This window comes from Aquimarina sp. KJ22-3 (assembly GCF_055808215.1).
The window spans coordinates 1450550-1473731 of record NZ_CM147859.1 but is presented as its reverse complement, the minus strand read 5'-3'; the positions used below and the strand labels follow the sequence as shown (position 1 = coordinate 1473731).

Sequence of the window (23182 nt, the reverse complement as noted above, 5' to 3'; positions counted from 1 at the left end):
ATGATGTCCATATTGTAACCACTTCTTTCTCTATATAATACCCCCTGTTTTCAGGGATAGAAGGGTCTTCTAGAATTAATATCTTTGTTTATGACTAAATTCATCCTCCGATACGTTATCATTGGCATGTTTGGATGCATTCATTGGGTTTCAGGACAAAGTGATGCTAGTGGTCTTGGGAAAGTCCCAAAGGAAATCACCCTCCAAGAGCTTGAAGATCGATTAATCGATGAGGCATTCGAATGGTTTAATAATAAGGAATATGACCGAGCTTACAAGAGAGCACATGAACTTCGAAAATCTTTAAAAACAGAAAAGGCTGCCAGTAATAGCCTTTTACTCCTGGCGTATCATTTCAGAAATCAAACTTTGATCGACTCTTCAAACTTTTATGTCAAAGAAGCATTAAAGTATAACCATATTGGTACAGATTCTACAAAGGCCAAATTTCGATCTACTGCGTATAGCATTCTTGGAACCAATTATAAAAATCAAGGCCTGTTTGAGGAAAGCAGAAAATGGCATCTCAAAGGAATAGAAGAAGCCCAAAAATACAACGAAGAAAATCTGTATTATACAAATTCGCATGGACTGGCATTAAATTATAGTGAAGCCGGAGAATATGGAAAAGCCTTGGAGCTATTCAAAGAATGCATTACCTATGAAGATGATGAGGAAATCGTTTTTGGAAGTTATATCAATATTGGTATGATTTACTCTGGTCTGGAAGATTACGAAACAGCCGAAAAATATTTACAAAAAGGAAGAGAACTTAGTCAGCAAAAAAACAACCAAAGTGCACTTGCCGTCATATTGCTCAACCAAGGTGTGAATGCACAAACCCAAGGCCATCATGATCGTGCCATCGAATTGTATGAAGAAACCGTAGAAGTGAGTAGCAAAATCAATTTACGCCGTATAGAATTGATTGGAAGAATGAACATTGGAAGCGTGTTTTCGGAAATGGGGAACAATAAAGATGCAGAATTGATCTACAGTCTTGCCCTATACCATGCCAGAGAAATGGGTTTGTTTGATCAACAACTCAATATTCTTGACAATCTAAAAGAAATTGCAATTGATCAAGGGAATTATAAGAATGCACTCCATCATTTATCTAAATATTTTGAGGTAAAAGACTCTATAGTAAAACTACAAAAGGTCAAAGAAATTAATGAACTAGAGGTTCGTTACGAAACCTTAAAAAAGGAAAAGGAAATCAAAATATTAAAGATTCAAAATTCGAATAGAGATCTTAAAGTAAAGAACCAGCAAGAAGCGATCAAAAACCTCAAACTAGAGCAGGAAATCGAAAAAAGGAGACCGAAAATCAGATTTTGGCTTTTGAAAATGCTTCAGAAAAAAGGGTAAATGAAATTAATTTATTAAAAAAGAATCAGGAACTTCAGGAATTGAATCTTGCTCGCCAGAAAACGATAAAAAATATTATTTTATATTCTTTTTTAATCATACTTGTTCCTATCATTGGTCTCTTGGCTATTTATTATCAAAAGCTACAAGCCCAGAGCGAATTGAATGTAAAAGAGAAAGAAGTGAATCAACAAAAGATTACTTCTTTACTTAAAGATCAGGAACTAGAAGTGATCAAAGCAAGCGTTGAAGGGCAGGATAAAGAAAGGAAAAGAATTGCGCAAGAGTTACATGATAGTATTGGAGGTAATCTTGCTGCTATCAAATTACAATTGAATAGCCCCCAGGTTAAGAACAAATCTTATATGAACGGAATAAATCATCAAATTGACGAAACCTACCAGCAAGTACGAAGTCTTTCGCATAATTTGATTCCAAAAAAATTTAAGAAAAATAACTTTTGCGATGTTATTGAAGAATACCTTAGCAAGATTAGTAATGCAAGTAACATAGCATTGTCTATTGCAGTGTACCCCAGAAAAGAAATTGATTATCTTAGTGAAAAACTTCATGTAGAAATTTTTAAAATTATTCAAGAGTTGATCACTAACACTATTAAACATGCCCAAGCATCCCAGGTAGAATTACACATTAATTTGGGGGAAAATAACGATTTGAATATTATTTTTGAAGACAATGGAATTGGGTTCAATACTGAAAAGCAAAAAAATGGATTAGGCTTTTTAAGTATAAAAAGCAGATTAAAAGATATATCTGGAATCTTATATATTGACTCCAGACCAAATAGAGGTACCGTTATTAACATTGAAATCCAAACACAACCCAGTCAAAAAAAGCAAGAACAAAAACTAGTAAACCCCTGAAAACAATTACCAACCACATCTTATTTTCTAGAACTCCATTCAATGTTGTAATCGGAGTTGTTTTACTTATTTTCTTAGGTCTTTCTACAGGAGTTAGCGCCCAAATGGATAGCAAAGACAAGGCTTCTAACTATTATAACAAAAAAGAAGAAAGAACAATTGTTAAAAAGTTGCAAGCCTTAACGAATAGTACAATTAATGGGGAAAACAACAAAAAAGTGTATCAGGAAATTAACAGTCACTTTACTTCAAAAAAAGTAAGGAGTACTAGGTTTAAAGCTGATTTACATCTCATACTAACTGCTTATTTCAATAAAAGATCCGAAATTGATTCCTCTATTTATCACGCCAAAAGAGTATTGGCTCTAAAAGATTTTGAAAACGACACACTAAGAAGTAACATTTACGGATTGGCATATCATTGGCTAGGGAGTATCAATGGATCAATAGGCCTTAATAGCAAAGCAAAAAAATGGTACCTAAAAGGTATTGAAATATCTCAAAAATATGATGACAAGCGTATTTATTATGTCAATGCTTTTGGTCTTGCCAATAGAATTACGAACTCTTCCAATAAGCCAGAAGAATTAGATACCGCTTTAGATCTCTATAAAAAATGCAGCGAGTATAAAGAACATAAAGAAATGGTTTTTGGATGTCTTGTCAATATCGCCAATATTTACGGATATAGAGAAAACTACCTTGAGTCTATTAATTATCTCGAACAGGCACTAGAAATATGCCGAAAAAATAATAGAAAAAGTTGTATCGGAACCATCTCGTTCAATCTGGCGGTCAACTACAAAAAGATAGACAAACTAAATCAGGCATTAGCATTCGTAAGTGAGTCTATAGAAATCGCAGAAAATAATGGTTTTCAACGGATGGAAGTGATGGGTAAGCTCGAAAAAGGACGCATACTAAGTCTGCTGGCCAAATATGATGAAGGCGAAAAATTGATCTTTGAAGCTTTGGAAAAAGCGAAAGCATTAAATTTATTAGAGAATCAAAAAACAATCTACTATCGTTTACGAGAAATTGCTATCCTACAAAATGATTATAAAAAAGCACTCAAATACAGCGACCAGTATACCGAAATCTTAGATTCCATACGAACATTGGACAAAGACAAAGAAGTAAATGAATTGGAAGTAAAATACAATACACTTGAAAAAGAAAGAGCTATAAAAATATTAAAGGTAGAAAATACCAATCGCGAGCTAAAACTAAAAAACCAGGAAGAAGCGATTAAGAATTTAAAACTCGAAAAAGAAATTGAAAAAAAGGAAAACGAGAATCAAATTCTTGCTTTTCAAAATGTTTCAGAAAAAAGAGTTAATGAGATTAGTTTATTAAAAAAAGATCAAGAACTACAAGAGTTAAATCTTGCTCGTCAAAAAACAATCAAAAATATTATTTTGTATTCTTTTTTGATCATCCTCATCCCTATCATTGGTTTGTTGGCGATCTACTATCAGAAACTGCAAACTCAAAGCAAATTAAATGTAAAAGAAAAAGAAGTGAATCAACAAAAGATTGCTTCTTTACTAAAAGATCAGGAATTAGAAGTAATCAAAGCAAGTGTCGAAGGACAGGACAAAGAAAGAAAAAGAATTGCACAAGAGTTACATGATAGCATAGGAGGTAATCTTGCCGCGATCAAGTTACAATTAAATAGTCCTGAAATTAAAGATAAACGCTTAATTGGTAATATCAACCATCAAATAGACGAAACCTACCAGCAAGTAAGAAACCTATCTCATAACCTCATCCCAAAACGATTCGGAAAAAATAAGTTTTGCGATGTTCTTGAGGAATACCTGGATAAAATTGGATCTTCTAGTAGCATTACCCCACATCTTTCTTTACATCCCAGAAAAGAAATTGATGACCTTAGCGAAGAATTACAAATTGAAATCTTTATGATTATTCAAGAACTTATCACTAACACCATTAAACATGCAGAAGCCAGTAGTATTGAATTGCATATCAATATGGCGAAAGAAGATACTGTAAATATTATTTTTGAGGATAATGGAGTTGGGTTTGATATTCAAAAGATTGCCGAAGGATTAGGATTTGTCAATATAAAAAGTAGATTAGAAAAAGTCTATGGATCCTTAATTATTGACTCTAGAAAAGGCAGGGGGACTATTATCAATATTGAAATTAACAATCTCAAACCAACCACTTATGAAATATAATTTGATTATTGTTGACGACCATAAAATGTTTTTGGACGGCTTATTAAGCATTCTTAATTCTGAAAATGATTACAATGTTTTGTTATCCAGTAAAGATGGTTCGCATATCGCTAAATACCTGGAAATTAATCCTGACGAGAAAATTGACCTCATTATTACAGATATATCCATGCCCCAACTCGATGGGATTTCTTTAAACAAGATTATTAAAGAGAAAAATCAACATATTAAAACCTTGGTGGTAAGTATGCATAGTGATGTTGAAATGATTGATGACCTCATCGAGAATGATGTTGACGGATACGTACCCAAAAACGCAGAAAAAGAAGAGCTTCTTAAAGCAATCCAAACCATTCTACAAGGAGAAAAATATTTTTCTAAAGAAATAAAAGACATTTATCTTCAAAACAAACTATCCAACAAGAAGAAAGAAAGTGTAAAATTAACACAACGGGAAGTCGAAGTAATCACACTCATCGCTCAAGAGTTTACCACACAAGAAATTGCAGATCAATTGTTTTTAAGCAAGCATACTGTAGAGAGTTACCGAAAAAACCTAATGAGCAAACTGAATGTAAGGAACGTTGCTGGGTTGACAAAATATGCGCTCAAAATGAAATATATAGAGCACTAAAATCTAATGTTGGCCTTCCTAATTGGAGGCCAACCCTCTATTTTTGAAACCTGTCCCCAAACGATAGCTTAAAATAATACCATGTGTAGTTTGTACAGGAGCATCTCTTAGCATTTGATTGTAATTATAAATCAAACGCAAGTGATCCGAAAGGTATAACCCCGCCAAAAGATTAATCGATGAATTTGTGCGGTACCCCGCTCCTACCTCTATCTTATTTTTATAGCTAACAATGGTATTAAAATCAAACTGAGCAGGAGCCCCAGAAACATATTTGGATAAAATACTGGGGTTGATTAATATTTCTTCAAATCGTGAAGCAAAAAAACGATACCCGGCATACAGGTAGTAAGGAATCTCTAGGTTAATATTATCCTCTGTAGACCATGCATCCCCTAATAGATTTGGCGCAGAAAACCCTACATACATCTTATTTCTATTATACAAAATCCCCACTCCCAAGGTAGGTAAGGTAGTATTGATATTGTTGGCAAAATTAGGATCATTTTGTATCCCCAACTCTAATAAGTTTTCATCATAGATCATCGCGCCAGCGGTAATCCCAAAAGATAAAACATGAGGATTATACGACCACCATCGTGCGCGATTATAGTTATGATCAAAAATTAATTTATACGCATATGCAGCAAATATATTGGTAGCAGTAGTCACCCCTACCTGATCACTAAAAACCCCTGCGCCAAATCCCATTTTTTCGGATCGCAAAGGTGAATTGAACAATAAACCTATATTTCTTGGACTCCCTTCTATCGAATTTACATACCCTCTATTACTGAGTGTAAATTCTGAATTCTGGTGAAAACCAGCATGTGCAGGATTAATGATCACTGTATTGTAATTATAATTGGCAAACACCGGAGTTTGCTGAGCAAACATGGTGCTCCAACCCATCAATAATACCACTAGGGTTATGAATGTATAGTTTTTTTTCATGAATTAACGTTTTAAAACAAGGAAACCTTCTGTTTTCCTTAAGGAGTTTGGACCACTAGTTCTGATTTTGAAGAAATAGGTTCCCTCGGGGAGTTGATCTCCCCCAAGGCTTCGTTTTCGATTAGCAATTCCTCTAAATACTCTTGAAGTGTTGTTATATCCTTCTATTTCGAAGACCAAATCTCCCCACCTATTAAAGATGGACACACTGTTATTTGGATAGTTCTCTATAGTATCGATCTCCCAAAACTCATTGATCCCGTCCCCATCTGGAGAGAATCCATATCTGGTGTTATCTATCGAATCATTATCGGTAATCTCAATATCTTGTGTTGTAGTCGATCCAAGGGTAATACCTGTTGAGGGATTGCTAATCGTTAATGTTGCAGTTTCTGTACCTTCTACATCTGCATCATCTACAATCGTAAAAGTTACACTACCTTCAGTCATACCATCGGCAATAGTAATAATCGTATTACTCAAGGTAAAATCTGAAGCCGTAATTCCAACTCCTGCAGCTGCAAGATCAATAGTTTGAGTACCTACAACAGCTGACGAAGAAGTCGCCGTTACCGTGATCACTGTACCCGCCGCTTCTGTACCTGAATTTACCGAAACTGAAAGATTGACTTCAGGAATAGGTGCTGAATCATTATCGGTAATCACTATATCTTGAGTCGTAGTCGCTCCAAGGGTAATACCAGCTGAGGGATTGCTAATCGTTAATGTTGCAGTTTCTGTGCCTTCTACATCTGCATCATCTACAATCGTAAAAGTTACACTACCTTCAGTCATACCATCTGCAATAGTAATAATAGTATTACTCAAGGTAAAATCTGAAACCGTAATTCCAAATCCCGTAACTGCAAGATCAATAGTTTGAGCGCCTACAACAGCTAACGAAGAAGTCGCCGTCACTGTGATCACTGTACCCGCCGCTTCTGTACCTGAATTTACAGAAACTGAAAGGTTGACTTCAGGAATAGGTGCTGAATCATTATCGGTAATCACTATATCTTGAGTCGTAGTCGCTCCAAGGGTAATACCAGCTGAGGGATTGCTAATCATTAATGTTGCTGTCTCTGTACCTTCTACATCTGCATCATCTACAATCGTAAAAGTTACACTACCTTCTGTCATACCGTCGGCAATAGTAATAGTCGCATTACTCAAGGTAAAATCTGAAGCTGTAATTCCAACTCCCGTAGCTGCAAGATCAATAGTTTGAGCACCTACAACAGCTAACGAAGAAGTCGCCGTTACTGTAATCACTGTACTCGCCGCTTCTGTACCCGAATTTGCCGAAACTGAAAGGTTGACTTCGGGAATAGGTGCTGAATCATTATCGGTAATCACAATATCTTGGGTCATAGTTGCTCCAAGAGTAATACCAGCTGAGGGATTGCTAATCGTTAATGTGGCCGTCTCTGTGCCTTCTACATCTGCATCATCTACAATCGTAAAAGTTACACTACCTTCAGTCATACCATCTGCAATAGTAATAGTTGCATTACTCAAGGTAAAATCTGAAGCTGTAATTCCAACTCCTGCAGCTGCAAGATCAATAGTTTGAGCGCCTACAACAGCTAATGATGAAGTAGCCGTTACCGTGATCACTGTACCCGCCGCTTCTGTACCTGAATTTGCAGAAACTGAAAGATTGACTTCAGGAATAGGTGCTGAATCATTATCGGTAATCACAATATCTTGTGTTGTAGTTGCTCCAAGGGTAATCCCAGCTGAGGGATTGCTAATCGTTAATGTTGCCGTCTCTGTACCCTCTACATCTGCATCATCTACAATTGTAAAAGTCACACTACCTTCTGTCATGCCGTCGGCAATAGTAATCCTCGCATTACTCAAAATAAAATCTGAAGCCGTAATTCCAACTCCCGTAGCTGCAAGATCAATAGTTTGAGCGCCTACTACTGCTAACGAAGAAGTCGCCGTTACTGTGATCATTGTACCCGCCGCTTCTGTACCTGAATTTGCCGAAACTGAAAGATTGACTTCAGGAATAGGTGCTGAATCATTATCGGTAATCACAATATCTTGGGTCGTAGTTGCTCCAAGGGTAATACCAGACGATGGATTGCTAATCGTTAATGTAGCCGTCTCTGTACCTTCTACATCTGCATCATCTACAATCGTAAAAGTTACAATACCTTCAGTTGCACCATCTGCAATAGTAATAGTCGCATTACTCAAGGTAAAATCTGAAGCCGTAATTCCAACTCCCGTAACTGCAAGATCAATAGTTTGAGCACCCACTACAGCTAACGAAGAAGTCGCCGTCACTGTGATCACTGTACCCGCCGCTTCTGTACCTGAATTTGCAGAAACCGAAAGGTTGACTTCAGGAATAGGTGCTGAATCATTATCGGTAATCACAATATCTTGTGTTGTAGTCGATCCAAGGTTAATACCAGCTGAGGGATTGCTAATTGTTAATGTTGCCGTTTCTGTACCTTCTACATCTGCATCATCTACAATCGTAAAAGTTACACTACCTTCTGTCATACCGTCGGCAATAGTAATCCTCGCATTACTCAAGGTGAAATCTGAAGCTGTAATTCCAACTCCCGTAACTGCAAGATCAATAGTTTGAGCGCCTACAACAGCTAACGAAGAAGTCGCCGTCACTGTGATCACTGTACCCGCCGCTTCTGTACCTGAATTTGCAGAAACCGAAAGGTTGACTTCAGGAATAGGTGCTGAATCATTATCGGTAATCACAATATCTTGTGTTGTAGTCGATCCAAGGGTAATACCTGCTGAGGGATTACTAATCGTTAATGTTGCCGTTTCTGTTCCTTCTACATCTGTATCATCTACAATCGTAAAAGTTACACTACCTTCAGTCGCACCATCTGCAATAGTAATCCTCGCATTACTCAAGGTGAAATCTGAAGCCGTAATTCCAACTCCCGTAGCTGCAAGATCAATAGTTTGAGCACCCACTACAGCTGACGAAGAAGTCGCCGTTACCGTGATCACTGTACCTGCTGCTTCTGTCCCTGAATTTGCAGAAACTGAAAGATTGACTTCAGGGTTTGGTGTTCTTACCTCAAAAGTACACTGGTCTTGTTTCCCACTATTGTCTGTAACAGTAATAGTAACTGTTGTGTTAGCAGTAAATATTGTACCCGCCTCAGGACTTTGCACTATTTCCAAATTCGTATCACAATCATCTGTTGCACTAACTGAACCTGTATAATCCGGTAAAGCCGTCCCAGAACTTAAGGTTTGATTACCTGGACAACTTGTAATTTGAGGAGGGTCAACATCTGGAATGTCTTGTCCAAAAACCACAAAAAAAGTAGGAGCAGGAGCATCTATATCATAACTGCTCATGACATTATACTTTCCTATAATAATATCATCAATACCATCATTATTAACATCCCCCGCATGACTTGTTGCAATATTTCTACCTTCTCCCAAGTCTAATCCAAAAGAAATGGTTGCGACAGATGCAGAAGCAAGGGTTATGGAAGCGTCCCAACTACTTTTACCATAGAGTAGAGAAACCGAATTTCGTAAATTGATGATAAGATCATCAATTCCGTCGTTATTAAAATCACCTGCAAATTCCAAACCATTAATGGAAACTCCATCAAAAGTAAAACCATTGGCACCATCTAAAGTATTTAGATCAACCACTGATGGAAATACAGCCCTTCCGAACAGGACATATTGATTACTAAAAGTAATATCATTAAAACCATCCGCATTAATATCTCCCGTTTTTCCAACCACTCGTGACAGCGTTGCGGAACTATGTTCTACAGCAAAGCCATTAGTACCATTTAAACTTGAAACATCAAGAGTTACAGGAAAAGATGTATTTCTCCCGAACACCACAAATTTTCTATCTTTTTGTCCACCAATGACAAGATCATTGATATTATCTCCATTAACATCTCCTAAGCCCGATACATAATAACCTATTTTACCGGTGGTGGCATTATCTCCAACAATAGTAAATCCATTTGAGCCATTTAACTCGTTTACCCTAATGACTGCGGGGAATCCAGATCTTGTTCCATACAGTACATGACATTTTCCGGTGAAAGTACTTCTACTTCCCGAACCTTCAGACAAAGCGATGTCATCAATACCATCTCCATTAAAATCGCCAATGTTATCTATTCCATAACCAGGTCTTTCAAAAGGATCCACTCCTATAACAGTAAAACCATTGCTTCCATCTAAACTGGAAATCAAGATCTCTCTGGAAAAACCGGATCTACGACCAAAAATTATATAGATATGCCCTAATTCTGAACCCAAACTCGTGCTTCTAAATGGATCACTTATCATCAAATCATCAATACCATCACCATTAATATCTCCCGTACTACTCACGGAAGCCCCTGTGCTCGGAAAACTTCTAAAATCTGTGTCATTACGAACGATAAAACCATTAGTCCCATTCAGCAATGCCAAATCAATATTTGGTGGAAAGCCACTAGCGGTCCCAAAAACAATATAGGCAGAACCATCTCTGGTAACACGCTGATTATTAAAAGGGCCGTCAAAAGAGGTATCCATTCCTGTGGTACCGACAATAAAATCCTGTATTCCATCTCCATTCACATCTCCTGCCGTATCTACATCCAGCTCTTCTCCTCCCCCAGTTCTTCCCATTGCAAATTCACCATACAATACAATCCCATTCGTACCATCAAGATCACTTACGCGAAAAGAAGGCGTGTTACAGGCAATCGTAGAGGATGTGGTTTTGATGGAAACCGAAAAACTACAAGAATTTGTGTTCCCATTCTTATCGGATACTGTAATAGTGACATTCGTATCGCTATTAATTATAGTTCCCTGTGGTGGCGTTTGTGTAAAAGTAAGTTCTCCTTGATAGGTACAATTATCGTTAGCATCTCCAATAAAAGAAATATAATTCGGTAAGGTTGAATTAGCGTAAAGTTGTTGATTTGATGGACAACTAATCGTTGGCAGTTCTGTATCAGCAAGGTCAAAAGTACCTCCATAAAAAATATAAGCCCTCCCATTCTCTGATCTGAAGGAAGAACTTCGAATAGCGCCGACGGCAAAATCTGTAACCCCATCACTGTTGAAATCTCCAAGGTTACTTACCGCTTGCCCGAAACGCTGGTTAGCAAATCTCGTATCTTCAAAAATTTGATAACCCACGGTACCAAAAACATCATCTGCACTTATTAGACCTGGATGAGTAGAAGCCCCATAAATGATATAAACTCCTCCTCGATTCCCTGCTCCCCCGCCTGTGGCAGCAACGATGATATCTGTAATCCCGTCTCCGTTAACATCTTTGAGGCCGTCTACCGCATAACCCAAGTTGTTGGATCCAGAACGAGAAAAAAGCTCAAAACCTTCATCTCCTCTAATGGTTACGCTATTAGTATTATTTAAATCTGAAACTCTAAATAATGCAGAAAAAGAGCTTCTCCCATAGATCACATAAGCTTCTCCAAGGTCTCTTATTTCACGAGTTGTAGTATGATCCTTTCTTGGCGAACCTATAATAACATCTGTGATTCCATCATTATTAAAATCTTCTGCTGTACTCACTGAAAAGCCCAGGGCAGCACGTTCTTCTTCTCCGACAAAAGAAAAACCATTAACTCCATTCAATGTTGTTAAATCAACTGATGAAGAAAATCCTGAACCACTTCCAAAGATCACACAAGCTCGACCTACTCCTACAGTTGTTCCTTCACTATAATTTGGGAAACCCAATATCAAATCATCAATCCCGTCATTATTGATATCCCCTGCATCACTTACTTTGGTCCCAGTTCCTGAAGATTGAGAAAACCCATCGATAAAAAACCCGTTTGCTCCATTCAATATCGAAACATCCATGCTAGTAATAGATGAATTACCAAAAATAACATAAGACCGCCCAGAATTTGTAAATACTGTATCATCGAGTGGAGCGGTAATTATAATATCATCCACACCGTCATTATTGACATCACCTGCGCGACTTAGTGCTTCACCAAACTGATTCCCAGCAACATCAGAAGAAATAATTACTCCATTGGTTCCATTAATATCGGATTCTTGGTATAAGGATGAGAACCCTGAATTAGATCCAAAAACCACAATGACTTTACTTACACCCGTATTTGGGGTAATTCCTATGATTACATCATCAATCCCATCCGCATTAAAATCTCCTGCTCCATCAACCGCCTTTCCCAATTGATCATTTGCATTGGTTCCTCTTATGGCAAATCCATTTGTTCCATCCAAAGTAGATGGATCAAAAGATCCAATACTTAATCCTGATTCTCCAAAAATGACATAAGCCTCACCTACATCTTCTACCGTATTATCAACAGCAGGAGCACCAATAATAACATCTGCTATACCATCTCCGTTGACATCCCCGGCATCTTTTACCGAAAATCCTAAATCATCTTGCGGATTGATTCCATTTACAATTAGACTATTAGAACCATCCAAAATAGATATTGGTACTTCTGGACAACCCTGACTATACGACGTGCTAATAATAAAAAGCAGTATAAAACCTTTTATGAGTATGTTTCCCCTAATACTTCCCATAATTCATTTTGGCGTTTTGAGTTTACACCACAAAATTATCCGCTATCCTCTTTTTAGGAATCACTAGAAACCGGGAATTACTAATATCCATATCCCCCTGTTTTCAGGGGAGCTATTTTTACTAGAAAGGGTGTTTTTCTGGAGAGCAATCTACCTCATCTTTGTAATGTGATTCTGAAGTAACAAAACGAAGTCTATTTATGATTTCAACTTTAATGAATACACAAAAAATAATCACTAACCCTTTAAATAGATATATTATGACTTGGGGAATTACCTTAATCTTATTGAGTATTATTGCAGTACCTTCTTTATTACTTGCAAAAAAGCCTAACGCTAAAGAATTATTAGAAAAAATTGAACCTTATCAAGGATGGATCGGATTAGTCTTCTGCTTCTGGGGAGTATGGGGAATCATCTCTGCAGTCTTGAACATTGGATGGTTGACTACACATCCTATTTGGTGGATTACCTTATTAGCTGGAAACGTGGTTGAAGCTATTTTAGGTTTCATGCTAGGTTTTGGACTTATCAACAAATTTTTCTTATCAAAAAACGAAGCGGCAAAAGAAAAAGCTGTACGTCTAAGAGAGAAATTAGCTCCTAAACAAGGAAAGCTTGGAGTTCTAGGACTTATCGTAGGAGCCTGGATGATTGTAGCTTCTTTCTTATTCATCTAGTCATCCCATTATTTAACCACATTATCCTGGTAAAGACAACTAATTAATCTTAATACTATGATCATATTTGGAACAAGTTCTTCGACCATAGCTCCACAAAAACTGGATAACGGAATTTGTCCGCATTGTGGAACTCAAAACAATATGTGGGTACAGGGATACAAAAAATATGTCCATGTGTTTTGGATACCATTTTTCCCAATAGGAAAAAAAGTATACACAGTCTGTGGTCATTGCAAAGGAGCTTTTGAAAAAGAGAAATTCAAAACCAGGAACTCCTTACCAGTTTTGAAGATTTCAAAAAAGACAAAATCAAAACGCCTTGGTATCACTTTATTGGACTTATACTTTTAGCCTTTGCTATAGTATTTGTAAGCATCATGCCATACCTGGCAAACAACAACTAATCAATTATTAATTAATATTTTAAATTTTAAAAATGAAAACAAAAATTTTAATTGTTCTAGCACTTCTAACTTTTGGAAGCAACGTTACAACTCAGGCTCAAAAATTAAAAAAATTCGGTAGCTCTGTAGAAAAGAAGATTGGACCAAAAACCATCAAAGTACCATATACAGACGTTGTTTCTTATTTAGGATATGCGGCACCAGGAAATGAGGATGAAGTAAAAGACGGAAAGAAATTTTACTATATCTATGTATGGATCCCAGCTGTAGCGCCAGAACTAGGGGTAAGAATGATGTCTCCTGTTGGAAAAACAAAAGTAAAAGGGGCTACTTCTTCTCAGGCTTACCAGGATAATGCAGGTTCTAAAGACTATTTTGATACTTATGTTACTCTAGAAAGATCAGATATTATCAGTAAGGATAACATCAGCGAAGATGCTGTAAAAAGTGCGAACTGGGTAACGTTAGAACGTAATGATGATAGTAGTGAAATGCCAAAGCAACCAAGCGGAAGCAGCTACAACTCTTTATTAAGATATAAAAGTCAAGCTAGCGATCCATTAAAAGCACTTACTGTAGGACTATACAGAATTGGTTTTACAACGTATAAGACTGGAGAAGTAAAAGGAACTTTTCTAGCGCAGGTAGCTGCCCCCATCAAGTTACCTGGTGTAGTGATGGCGAAAACAATTGCTGATCTAAAGAAGGGGTTATAATACCATTTGGAATATGATCAATTGATCCTACTAGCCCTTATGTTTTACTTGGTAACATAAGGGCTATACATTTTAATTCACTTCAAAAAAGTAGAGATGCAAAAAAAGAACAACAAAAAATCCAAAGAAGAAAGAAGTCTATTGGATGATATCCTTGCTAATGCCGTCTCTTCCACCAAAAAGTACGAAGAAACAGACGCTGGTCTTGAAACCAAAAAATGTAAAAGCTGCGGAGCGGCAAGACCAGAGGACACAGATCTTCAATATTGTGATTTCTGTGGGAATCTATTCTATTAATCCTTAATCCAAATAGTATAATGTCTTTTAGTGATACACAACATAGATGGGATAGTTTTCTCAAAAAAATTGAAGAACGGTTTCTAGAAATACTCAAAAAAACCGAAGCTGTCTTGCCCATGTTATTTGAAGCAACAGATTTCGAAACAACTACTTTCAGTAATGCATGGCAAGGAATTTACTCTCAAGCTACTGACCTTATTTACAAAATCGATGATACCTGGCAGGAGAAAGTTGAAGATGCATTTTTAGATGTCGGTGTGGATTTTGGCTCCACAGCTTTTAATAAAGAACGGGACAAAGGCTTTTCTCTTAGATTCGAATTAGAACAGCAATTAAAATCATACGAGGTAAAAGTTTTTTCGGAGGCTGCAAAAACACTAATAAAAGAAGTTAAAGACATTTTATCCAAAGACTTTTGTTGTACACAATGCCAAGCCAAACTTCCTGTAAAAGATAATTTTTTTAGATCCTATTATAGCACCTGTTCCTATTGCCAAACCGTAAATACATTCGAACCGGGAACAAAAGCCAGAAACATCGAACATTTTGCAGTTCACGCCTTAGGAGAAGAAGCTGGCTTAACACATTACCTGCACTATGAGTATTTGAAATTTCAAAATTATCTAAGAGACTCAGAGGTCCACAACAAAGAAGAGTTAGCCATACACTATCAAAAATATGTAGAAGCTTACCTAAAAAGGCGCATAGACATTATCCCTGATTATAAAGACAGATACGAGAAAGACCTGAAAGCCAAAACAGCTTTTTTAACGAACTACCAGTAATCCAATAAAAGAAAAAAGATATGTCAAATTCATTTAGTAATCAACTTCGTTCGGTAATCGAATGGCATCACCCAAAGCCAGAAACTCTTTTTGAAAAATGGACCGAAAATGGGGACGAAATTAAGAACGCATCAAAACTCATTGTGGGTCCGGGACAAGGATGCCTTTTTGTATACGAAGGAGAAGTAAAAGGCTTTTTTGAAACTGAAGGTCTTTACGATCTTAAAACTGGTAATATTCCTTTTTGGACTACGATCAAAAGCATTATGTATAAATTTGAGTCTGCTCACAAAGTTGGTATCTTCTTTTACCGTAAAGCAGAAATGCAAAATATACGATGGGGGACTCCTTCACCAATAACCTATAAAGATCCTGTATATAATTTTCCAGTAGGATTAGGTGCCTTTGGAAACTTTTCTTTCCGGATCACCAAACCTGTTAACTTTTTTACAAATGTCATTGCAGGGGATGATTATTACCCCGTCAAAGCAATACAAAAAGTAATACTTTCCAGAATTACACAACCTATTAGTGATTTTCTCGCCAATGCATCTTTCAGCTATATAGAAATTGACAAACATCGCAATGAAATAGCATCCTTCTCAAAGAATTCCAGTATTCAGATTTTTGATGATTTGGGATTCGAATTACTGGATTTCAGAATAGAAGGTACCAGTTTTGATGAAGAAACCAGGACAAGAATTGGTAGAATCGCAGATATGAGCGCCGAAGCTCAAGCGATGAAAGAACTTGGTGTTAGTTATCAGGATTACCAACAACTCGAAGCCTTAAAAAATATGGCAAAAAATGAAGGGGGTGGTAACCTTGGCATGCAAATGGGAGCCGGACTCGGAATGGGTCAAATGCTAGGTAACATGATGAACAATCAAACCAATCAAGGGCAAGCTTCCTCGCCTCAACAAAACTCCTCTAACCAAAATACTTCTTCAGAAGATGATCTTATGCAAAAACTTGAAAAGCTAAAGAAAATGTTTGATGCAGGATTAATCGATGAGCAAGAGTACAAACGGAAAAAACAGGAAATATTATCTCAATTATAAAAACAAAAATCAATCATTAAAAATTAAATATTATGAGTACAGTGAATGAATTATACCAAAATGTAACTGGAAAAAACAAAGACGAATATCGAGATTATTTAATGGTACTAGACCGTATGGACTGGCATGACTATGATTATACCACATGGCCATGCGCAGATTTGTCTTTTCAGGATCTTGATGCAGACGAGAATCATGATGTTTGGCCATACAAACCCGACTTAAGTGAGCCACATTGGGTAGATCTCAACAACCAATTTCCAATTGGTATTAGAAGATATGGATATGTACATAAATTTGAAATGCCGGAGCAAGTTCGTGAACTTTCTCATGATGATGCTACGAGTATTCTTAATGAAATTAAAGATATTAAAGATGATAACCTGGAAGAGTTTAACGATCAAATTCAAGAATACGGATTCTCTAATGAACAACATTTTTTGTGGGGAATAGCCTTACTCGATGATGCTCAGGAAAAGGCCTATGATGCGGCTGATGACTTTTTAAAGGAACAGAAAGCGAAATTAGACGCCCAAATGGATTCGCATATCGAAGCCGCAGAAGCCGGAGGGTTATTGGATCCTATTTCTGGAATTGATATGGAAACCTGGGCAGCAGCCAATGCTAAAATTGCAGGAGGTATGGATCTTGAAGAAGTTTTACAGATTGTTGGAACCGAAAAACCCATTTGGGATGAAGTATCTGCAGAGTGGAATACGAGAATGTCTCAAGACACTACATTTGCTATCTCTAAAGTGTACGGAGATGCTTTTGTAAATTCGAATATAGGAAAGTTTGCCTCTCAAGAAACTAATCAGGAATCTGAAGCCAATACTACTAGCAGTGGTAATAGTTTGACTAATGTTATGGAAGATTTTGAGCTATACATAAAAATTATGTGTCATCAAAATATGGGGGCTGCACAAGGAAAAGATGCCGCTTCTATTTTACAGGAGTATGGGCTTACAGTAACAGACTGGGGTTCTGTTGGAGCTCATTGGAGTCCCAAAATGGCAACGGATACTCGTATGGCATTAAAAATGGGGGAACTTATGGAAAAATACAATGCTGAGTTCGCTGGGGCAAAAGCTGGAGACGATATCGATTTCTAAAAGAACTATTGTTGTTGTATAGATGACTCGAAATTTATCTGATTTTATAAAAACACTACAATTTAACAAGATAAAATCGGGTCATCTTGTTTTTTAATTGGTAATAATATATTAACCAACAAATGGTATTATTACCTAGATAAAAACTCATATTTGTCTATATTTAGTATTGTTAATTACTTATATCATATAAGTGTGTCTAACCAATTATCAATAAACATAACTAATTCAACTATTATGAAAACAAAAACCTTAATTTTATTAAGTGCATTTGCCCTGGTTTTTTCTACAACAGCTCAAGCTCAAAAACTAAAAAAGTTTGGAGGTCTTACTGAAAAGAAGATCGGTCCAAAAACCATCAAAGTACCTTATACTGATGTGGTATCTTATTTAGGATATGCAGCTCCTGGTAATGAAGACGAGGTAAAAGAGGGGAAAAAATTCTATTATATCTACGTTTGGATTCCTGCTGTAGCTCCAGAACTTGGAGTTAGAATGATGTCTCCTGTAGGTAAAACTAAAATCAAAGGAGCTACTGAAGCTGCTGCATATACAGAAAACGCAGGATCTAGCGATTACTTTGATACTTACATTACTTTAGAACGTTCTGATATTGTAAGTAAAGATAAAATTAGCGAGGATGCTGTAAAAGCGGCTAACTGGACTACATTAGCTAAAAATGACGACAGTAGTGAAATGCCAAAACAACCAAGCGGAAGTAGCTATAACTCTCTTTTAAGATACAAAAGCGAAGCTAGCGATCCTTTAAAAGCGTTAACCGTTGGTTTATACAGAATCGGATTTACTACTTACAAAACTGGTGAAGTAAAAGGTACATTCTTGGCACAAGTTGCCGCTCCTATTAAACTACCTGGAGTAGTAATGGCAAAAACTATCGAAGACTTAAAAAAAGGATTATAATCATCCGAATTAACGAATAAAAGACACACTTCCAAATTATTCCTATGCCTTGTACAAGGCATGGGAATTTTTGTATTATAGCATAGCTTTCATCTTTTCAACAATATTATAGGCTGCAGGACAAATCGCTACGTTCTTTAGGGTCAAATTCGAAATCTGCTGAAATTTCTTACGGTCGGTATGAGGATATTCTCTGCAAGCCTTTGGTCGTACCTCATAAATCGAACAATAGTTATCTGCCCCCAAAAACGTACAGGGTACTTCTTGCAATACCAAATCTCCATCTTCATCTCTTCTTAGGTACGTTTCTTCAAACTTTTGCGGTTTCATCCTAAAAAACTTGGCAATACGCTCCACATCTCTGTCTGTAAACAAAGGGCCGGCAGTCTTACAGCAATTAGCACATTCTAAACAATCGGTACGTTCAAACTCTTCATCATGTAACACCTGCATTGTTTCATCCAACTTCTTGGGTGGCTTTTTTTGAGTTTTGCAAAGAACTTTTTGTTTTCGTTATGTTTATCTTTGGCCAGTTTTGGTAATTGATCTATGAATTCTTGCATAAGGCAAAATTACAATTTACCTTTTATCCTATACTATTATGAGCAAAGATATCTTTGGAACAGCAATTAGAGATTACTATGATCAGAATTATTCTGAAGATATCACCGTGCATGCTCCGGATTTTGATGATGATTATATTCCTGTTTCCTATTTGTTCAGAACGTATCACGATATGCCCAAAATAGAACAAATGGCATTGGATCTTGCCTATGGCAAAGTATTGGATGTGGGATGTGGAGCAGGTAGCCATAGTCTTTACCTTCAGGAAGAAAAAAACTAGATGTTACGGGCATCGATATTTCTGAAGGAGCTATTGAAATTGCTCAAAAAAGAGGATTACAACAAGCAAAGGTTCAGGATATCTTCACATTAAAAGACAAAACCTATGATACGCTCCTTTTTTTGATGAATGGTAGTGGCATCATTGGTCGTTTGGATCAGATCGATCGCTTTTTTGTTCATCTCAAAACACTTTTGACTCCTAACGGACAAGTACTCATCGACTCTTCTGACATTTCCTATTTATTTACTGATGAAGATGGTGGTTTTTGGGTAGATCCTACAGCAGCTTACTATGGTGAGATGCGTTACAAGATGACCTATAAAGCATTAACTACAGACTGGTTTGATTGGTTATACATTGATTATAACACCTTACAAAATGCCGCAAATGCACATGGCTTTTTGTGCGAATTGTTAGTCGAAGGGGAAAATAACGACTATTTAGCCAAGTTTACCTTATTGAATGCCTAACATGGTATAGTCTTTGTGGCGATTTATGTTTTTGTCACATGATCTGGATTATAGCGTTTTTTAAAGCATAATCTATATCCATCATCTAGGTAACCAAAGTATTAACTAAAACTAAGTCTCGTGCAAATCACAAAGCTTTTAGCATATCTATTATTTTCTTCTTTTATTTTAATTAGTTGTTCTGATGATGATGACAACACCTCTCTAGAAACTGCTGCGATACCTGCTAGCAACCAGCAACCTTTGGGTAGCTCTGCTAATGATTTATTGAGTAGTACCAACTTTAATAGTTTGATTGTAGAAATGGTTTCTGTACAAGGTTTTGAACCTACGACTACCGCTGTTAACGCTTTTAGACAGTTTCTAGAAGAACGACTATTTAAGCCTGATGGTATTGTAATTAATCAGCGTTCTGTACCTTCTTCAAATCAAGCTCCTTTTACTATACAAGAAATTGCGGCTATCGAGGCCAACACAAGATCTATATTTAATGCAGGTGATGAGATTACGGTATACGTGTATTTTGCTGATGGTGGAAACGAAGAAGACAGCAACCAACAAGTGACTTTGGGATCTGCTTATCGCAATACATCTATGGTTATTTATGAAGGAACATTGAGACAGTTGAGTACTCGCCCAGGTGCTCCTTTGTTAAGTAGTATAGAAACGGCTACACTGAATCATGAATTTGCCCACCTTATGGGACTGGTTAATATTGGGACTCCTTTACAATCTGCTCATGAAGATGAGGAAAATAGTGGTCATTGCAATGTAGAGAGTTGCTTGATGGAAGCTGCTATCGAATTTGGCAGTGGTATGATGGGATTGGGAGATGAGATACCAGTACTTGATCCACTTTGCATTGCCGATCTAAGAGCTAATGGAGGTCGATAATACATAGACATTCAATATCTAAACACATCATATAAAACAAAAAGCTAGAAACATTTAGTTGTTTCTAGCTTTTTGTTGCTGCAAATGGGCTCCTCCTATTTGCTATACACTTCTTCTCCGTTGAGATAAGTCGCTTTCACCTCTATATTGGGTATGTTATCTTCTTCAACTTCCATAATATTCTCTTCAAGAATTACAAAATCAGCAAATTTACCTTTGGTAATACTTCCTTTTTCGTTTTCCTCAAAATTACTGTATGCTGCCCACAATGTCATTCCTTTTAAGGTTTCTTCTCTGGTAAGTGCATCTTCCTTCTGAAACCCACCTTCGGGATATTGTTTTAGATCTTTTCTGGCCACGGCAGCATAAAAGGTATAGAACGGACTCACATTCTCTACCGGATAATCAGTTCCTAAGGCGATCGTTCCTGTTTTTTCCAATAATTTCTTATAAGCATACGCTCCTTTGATACGTTCTTCTCCCAAGCGTTCGTCTGCCCAATACATATCGCTTGTTGCATGGGTAGGTTGTACACTCATTACCAGGTTATTATTTAGTATCTCAAATTCTTCTGGAGCTACCACTTGGGCATGCTCGACTCTCCATCTGCGATCGGATTTTCCTTTTAGCGCATGATAATACGTTTTCATCACCACTGCATTGGCAGAGTCTCCGATGGCGTGGGTATTCATCTGGAAAGGAGAGTCCGCCAATCTTTTAGCCAAAGCTTTAAAATCTTCTACTCCAATAACCATTGCTCCATGATGATCATGCTTATCACTATAAGGTTGTTTTAAGACAGCTCCTCTGGATCCCAAAGCACCATCTGCGTACACCTTGAAAGAAGATACATTCAACCGATCTGTTTTATGAACTCCTTTTTTCAAGTAGTAATCTACATACTCTGGTACATTACTAACCATAGTATACATTCTGATTTTTAATTCTCCTGTTTTTTGCAGACTATCGATCATCGAAATCACCTCTGGGCTTAACCCCGCATCGTCTACTGTAGTTAACCCAAATCCGAAGTTAATTTTTTCGGCATCCTTTAAGGCTTGCACTTGTTCCTCAACAGTTGGTTTTGGAACCACCTTATCAACCATTTTCATTGGGGTATCTACTAGTACTCCGGTAGGTTTCCCATCTTTTAAAATTACTTCTCCTCCAGGCACCTTTGTCGCTTCAGTTATCCCAGCCATATCCAGTGCTTTTTGATTGACCAGCATCGCATGTCCATCTACTCTACGTACAGCAACCGGTGTGTCTGGGAAAAGACTATCTAATTTCTCTTTGGTAGGAAACTCTTGTACTTCCCAATCGTTTTGGTCCCATCCACGACCTGTGATGAAGGAAACATTTTTTTGCTTTTGAAATGATACTATGCGATCCAAAACCTCATCGTAACTTTTGGTGCCTACCAAATCCACTTTCTGCTGTTGCATCCCTAGTCCATAAAAATGACAATGCGCATCAATAAGGCCAGGAAGGATAGTTTTTCCCGCGGCATCTACGGTTTTGGTGGATGTATAGGTATTCAAAATTTCCTCAGTACTACCAACAGCAACAAATTTACCATCTTTGACCGCAAAGGCTTGGGCTTTGCTAGCACCATCATCCACTGTGTATACATTTGCATTAGTAACAACCATATCCACCTCTATTGATTGCTGACAAGAAATGAAGAGTAAGGTACTAACACCTAAAAAAAGAATCTTTTTCATAATTGAGTTGAGTTGTGATTTTCGAGGCTAAAAATAGGGATAAGCAATAATTGACATCGTTAAGGTTTTCTTAATTAAAGTCATGCAACAATCTTACATCTGCGTGATCCCCAACAAACTTTCTCTTGCAAAATATAGGCTACTTATTAAATTTTTGATCAAAAAAATAAAAGCAAAACAATGTATTAAACAACGTATAATTCTCACCCAATCCGTATAAATACGGTATTACAAATCAAGTATTTATGGTCTTGTTCGCCTTTCCTTGGCGCCATACTTTTGAGAACACAAATTATCTCTATTTGTGGAGCTCAGAAACCACTTAAAAACAACGAGGCGCAATCCGAAAAGCCAAAAGAGTAGGAAGTAAATACTGAAAACCATGGCATGTAGAACAGCAAAAGTACAACGCGTTGCCGACAAAACAGTAAAGGCAAAAGAACAGATCGAGAAATTGGAAGCAATGATTATCGCTCAGGAAGGAGCACACAAAGAGCGTTTTTTTCTAAAATTGAAAGTCATTTATCCGATGCACAAATTACAGACCCTCGACAAATCGATTACAATTCAGCTATCAAAACAGAATATACCAGTCAGTTTAGCCTGGATAAAATCGCAGAAGTAGTTACCTCCTCTCTCAAAGCAGCT

General features: G+C 37.0%; 19 protein-coding genes and 1 pseudogene. 16 read left to right on the top strand and 4 right to left on the bottom strand.

Going from position 1 to position 23182, the window contains the following annotated elements:
• Positions 1-90: 90 nt before the first annotated feature.
• The 4 genes from AC0L3Q_RS06440 to AC0L3Q_RS06425 all read left to right on the top strand — a co-directional run bounded on the left by AC0L3Q_RS06440 (position 91) and on the right by AC0L3Q_RS06425 (position 5093).
• Positions 91-1371 carry a tetratricopeptide repeat protein gene (locus AC0L3Q_RS06440; RefSeq protein ID WP_473285825.1) on the top strand — a complete coding sequence of 427 codons (1281 nt, stop codon included), beginning with the start codon at positions 91-93 and terminating at the stop codon, positions 1369-1371.
• Positions 1338-2255, top strand: a complete 918-nt coding sequence (locus tag AC0L3Q_RS06435; protein ID WP_473285824.1) for a sensor histidine kinase — start codon at positions 1338-1340, stop codon at positions 2253-2255. Before AC0L3Q_RS06440 ends, AC0L3Q_RS06435 begins: the two co-directional genes overlap by 34 nt.
• Positions 2256-2359: 104 nt before the next feature.
• Positions 2360-4459, top strand: coding sequence for a tetratricopeptide repeat-containing sensor histidine kinase (locus tag AC0L3Q_RS06430; RefSeq protein ID WP_473285823.1), 2100 nt, complete (start codon positions 2360-2362; stop codon positions 4457-4459).
• Positions 4449-5093: a response regulator gene (locus AC0L3Q_RS06425; RefSeq protein ID WP_073322061.1), complete on the top strand. Its 645-nt coding sequence runs from the start codon at positions 4449-4451 to the stop codon at positions 5091-5093. The genes AC0L3Q_RS06430 and AC0L3Q_RS06425 overlap by 11 nt, the downstream gene beginning before the upstream one ends.
• Before the next feature lie 18 nt (positions 5094-5111).
• Here AC0L3Q_RS06425 and AC0L3Q_RS06420 read toward each other — a convergent pair whose 3' ends face one another.
• Together AC0L3Q_RS06420 and AC0L3Q_RS06415 are read right to left on the bottom strand one after the other, a co-directional pair.
• Positions 5112-6047 (bottom strand): PorP/SprF family type IX secretion system membrane protein, encoded by a 936-nt coding sequence (locus tag AC0L3Q_RS06420; protein ID WP_473285822.1) that lies wholly within the window; start codon positions 6045-6047, stop codon positions 5112-5114.
• Positions 6048-6050: 3 nt separating this feature from the next.
• Positions 6051-12617 carry a T9SS type B sorting domain-containing protein gene (locus tag AC0L3Q_RS06415; RefSeq protein ID WP_473285821.1) on the bottom strand — a complete coding sequence of 2189 codons (6567 nt, stop codon included), beginning with the start codon at positions 12615-12617 and terminating at the stop codon, positions 6051-6053.
• A 200-nt stretch (positions 12618-12817) separates the two neighbouring features.
• Between AC0L3Q_RS06415 and AC0L3Q_RS06410 the strand changes: the two genes are divergently transcribed.
• From AC0L3Q_RS06410 to AC0L3Q_RS06375, 8 genes are all read left to right on the top strand, one after another.
• Positions 12818-13297: a hypothetical protein gene (locus tag AC0L3Q_RS06410; protein ID WP_473285820.1), complete on the top strand. Its 480-nt coding sequence runs from the start codon at positions 12818-12820 to the stop codon at positions 13295-13297.
• 57 nt (positions 13298-13354) lie between these two features.
• Positions 13355-13651, top strand: a complete 297-nt coding sequence (locus AC0L3Q_RS06405; protein WP_473285819.1) for a zinc-ribbon domain-containing protein — start codon at positions 13355-13357, stop codon at positions 13649-13651.
• Positions 13652-13736: 85 nt separating this feature from the next.
• The gene (locus AC0L3Q_RS06400) at positions 13737-14420 is read left to right on the top strand and encodes a Lipl32 family lipoprotein (RefSeq protein WP_473285818.1); all 684 of its coding nucleotides are present in this window, start codon (positions 13737-13739) and stop codon (positions 14418-14420) included.
• A 96-nt stretch (positions 14421-14516) separates the two neighbouring features.
• Positions 14517-14717, top strand: coding sequence for a hypothetical protein (locus AC0L3Q_RS06395; RefSeq protein ID WP_473285817.1), 201 nt, complete (start codon positions 14517-14519; stop codon positions 14715-14717).
• A 20-nt stretch (positions 14718-14737) separates the two neighbouring features.
• Complete coding sequence (locus AC0L3Q_RS06390) at positions 14738-15505, top strand: hypothetical protein (RefSeq protein ID WP_473285816.1); 768 nt, start codon at positions 14738-14740, stop codon at positions 15503-15505.
• A 20-nt stretch (positions 15506-15525) separates the two neighbouring features.
• A complete protein-coding gene (locus AC0L3Q_RS06385; RefSeq protein WP_473285815.1) occupies positions 15526-16566 on the top strand; it encodes an SPFH domain-containing protein in 1041 nt (346 codons plus the stop codon).
• Between the two features lie 32 nt (positions 16567-16598).
• Complete coding sequence (locus AC0L3Q_RS06380) at positions 16599-17678, top strand: DUF6620 family protein (RefSeq protein WP_473285814.1); 1080 nt, start codon at positions 16599-16601, stop codon at positions 17676-17678.
• A gap of 237 nt (positions 17679-17915) precedes the next feature.
• Positions 17916-18599: a Lipl32 family lipoprotein gene (locus tag AC0L3Q_RS06375; RefSeq protein ID WP_473285813.1), complete on the top strand. Its 684-nt coding sequence runs from the start codon at positions 17916-17918 to the stop codon at positions 18597-18599.
• A 75-nt stretch (positions 18600-18674) separates the two neighbouring features.
• On the opposite strand, the pseudogene AC0L3Q_RS06370 reads toward AC0L3Q_RS06375, so the two are convergent.
• Positions 18675-19162: pseudogene (locus AC0L3Q_RS06370) on the bottom strand (YkgJ family cysteine cluster protein).
• 38 nt (positions 19163-19200) lie between these two features.
• Here AC0L3Q_RS06370 and AC0L3Q_RS06365 point away from each other — a divergent pair.
• From AC0L3Q_RS06365 to AC0L3Q_RS06355, 3 genes are all read left to right on the top strand, one after another.
• Positions 19201-19443, top strand: a complete 243-nt coding sequence (locus tag AC0L3Q_RS06365) for a hypothetical protein (protein WP_473285812.1) — start codon at positions 19201-19203, stop codon at positions 19441-19443.
• A gap of 11 nt (positions 19444-19454) precedes the next feature.
• Positions 19455-19916 (top strand): hypothetical protein, encoded by a 462-nt coding sequence (locus AC0L3Q_RS06360; protein ID WP_473286906.1) that lies wholly within the window; start codon positions 19455-19457, stop codon positions 19914-19916.
• 120 nt (positions 19917-20036) lie between these two features.
• Entirely contained in the window at positions 20037-20810 is a 774-nt protein-coding gene (locus tag AC0L3Q_RS06355; protein WP_473285811.1) for a hypothetical protein, read from the top strand.
• Positions 20811-20905: 95 nt separating this feature from the next.
• On the opposite strand, the gene AC0L3Q_RS06350 is transcribed toward AC0L3Q_RS06355, so the two are convergent.
• Positions 20906-22534 carry an amidohydrolase gene (locus tag AC0L3Q_RS06350; RefSeq protein ID WP_473285810.1) on the bottom strand — a complete coding sequence of 543 codons (1629 nt, stop codon included), beginning with the start codon at positions 22532-22534 and terminating at the stop codon, positions 20906-20908.
• A 382-nt stretch (positions 22535-22916) separates the two neighbouring features.
• Between AC0L3Q_RS06350 and AC0L3Q_RS06345 the strand changes: the two genes are divergently transcribed.
• Positions 22917-23159 carry a hypothetical protein gene (locus tag AC0L3Q_RS06345; protein WP_473285809.1) on the top strand — a complete coding sequence of 81 codons (243 nt, stop codon included), beginning with the start codon at positions 22917-22919 and terminating at the stop codon, positions 23157-23159.
• The last annotated feature ends 23 nt before the right edge of the window (positions 23160-23182 follow it).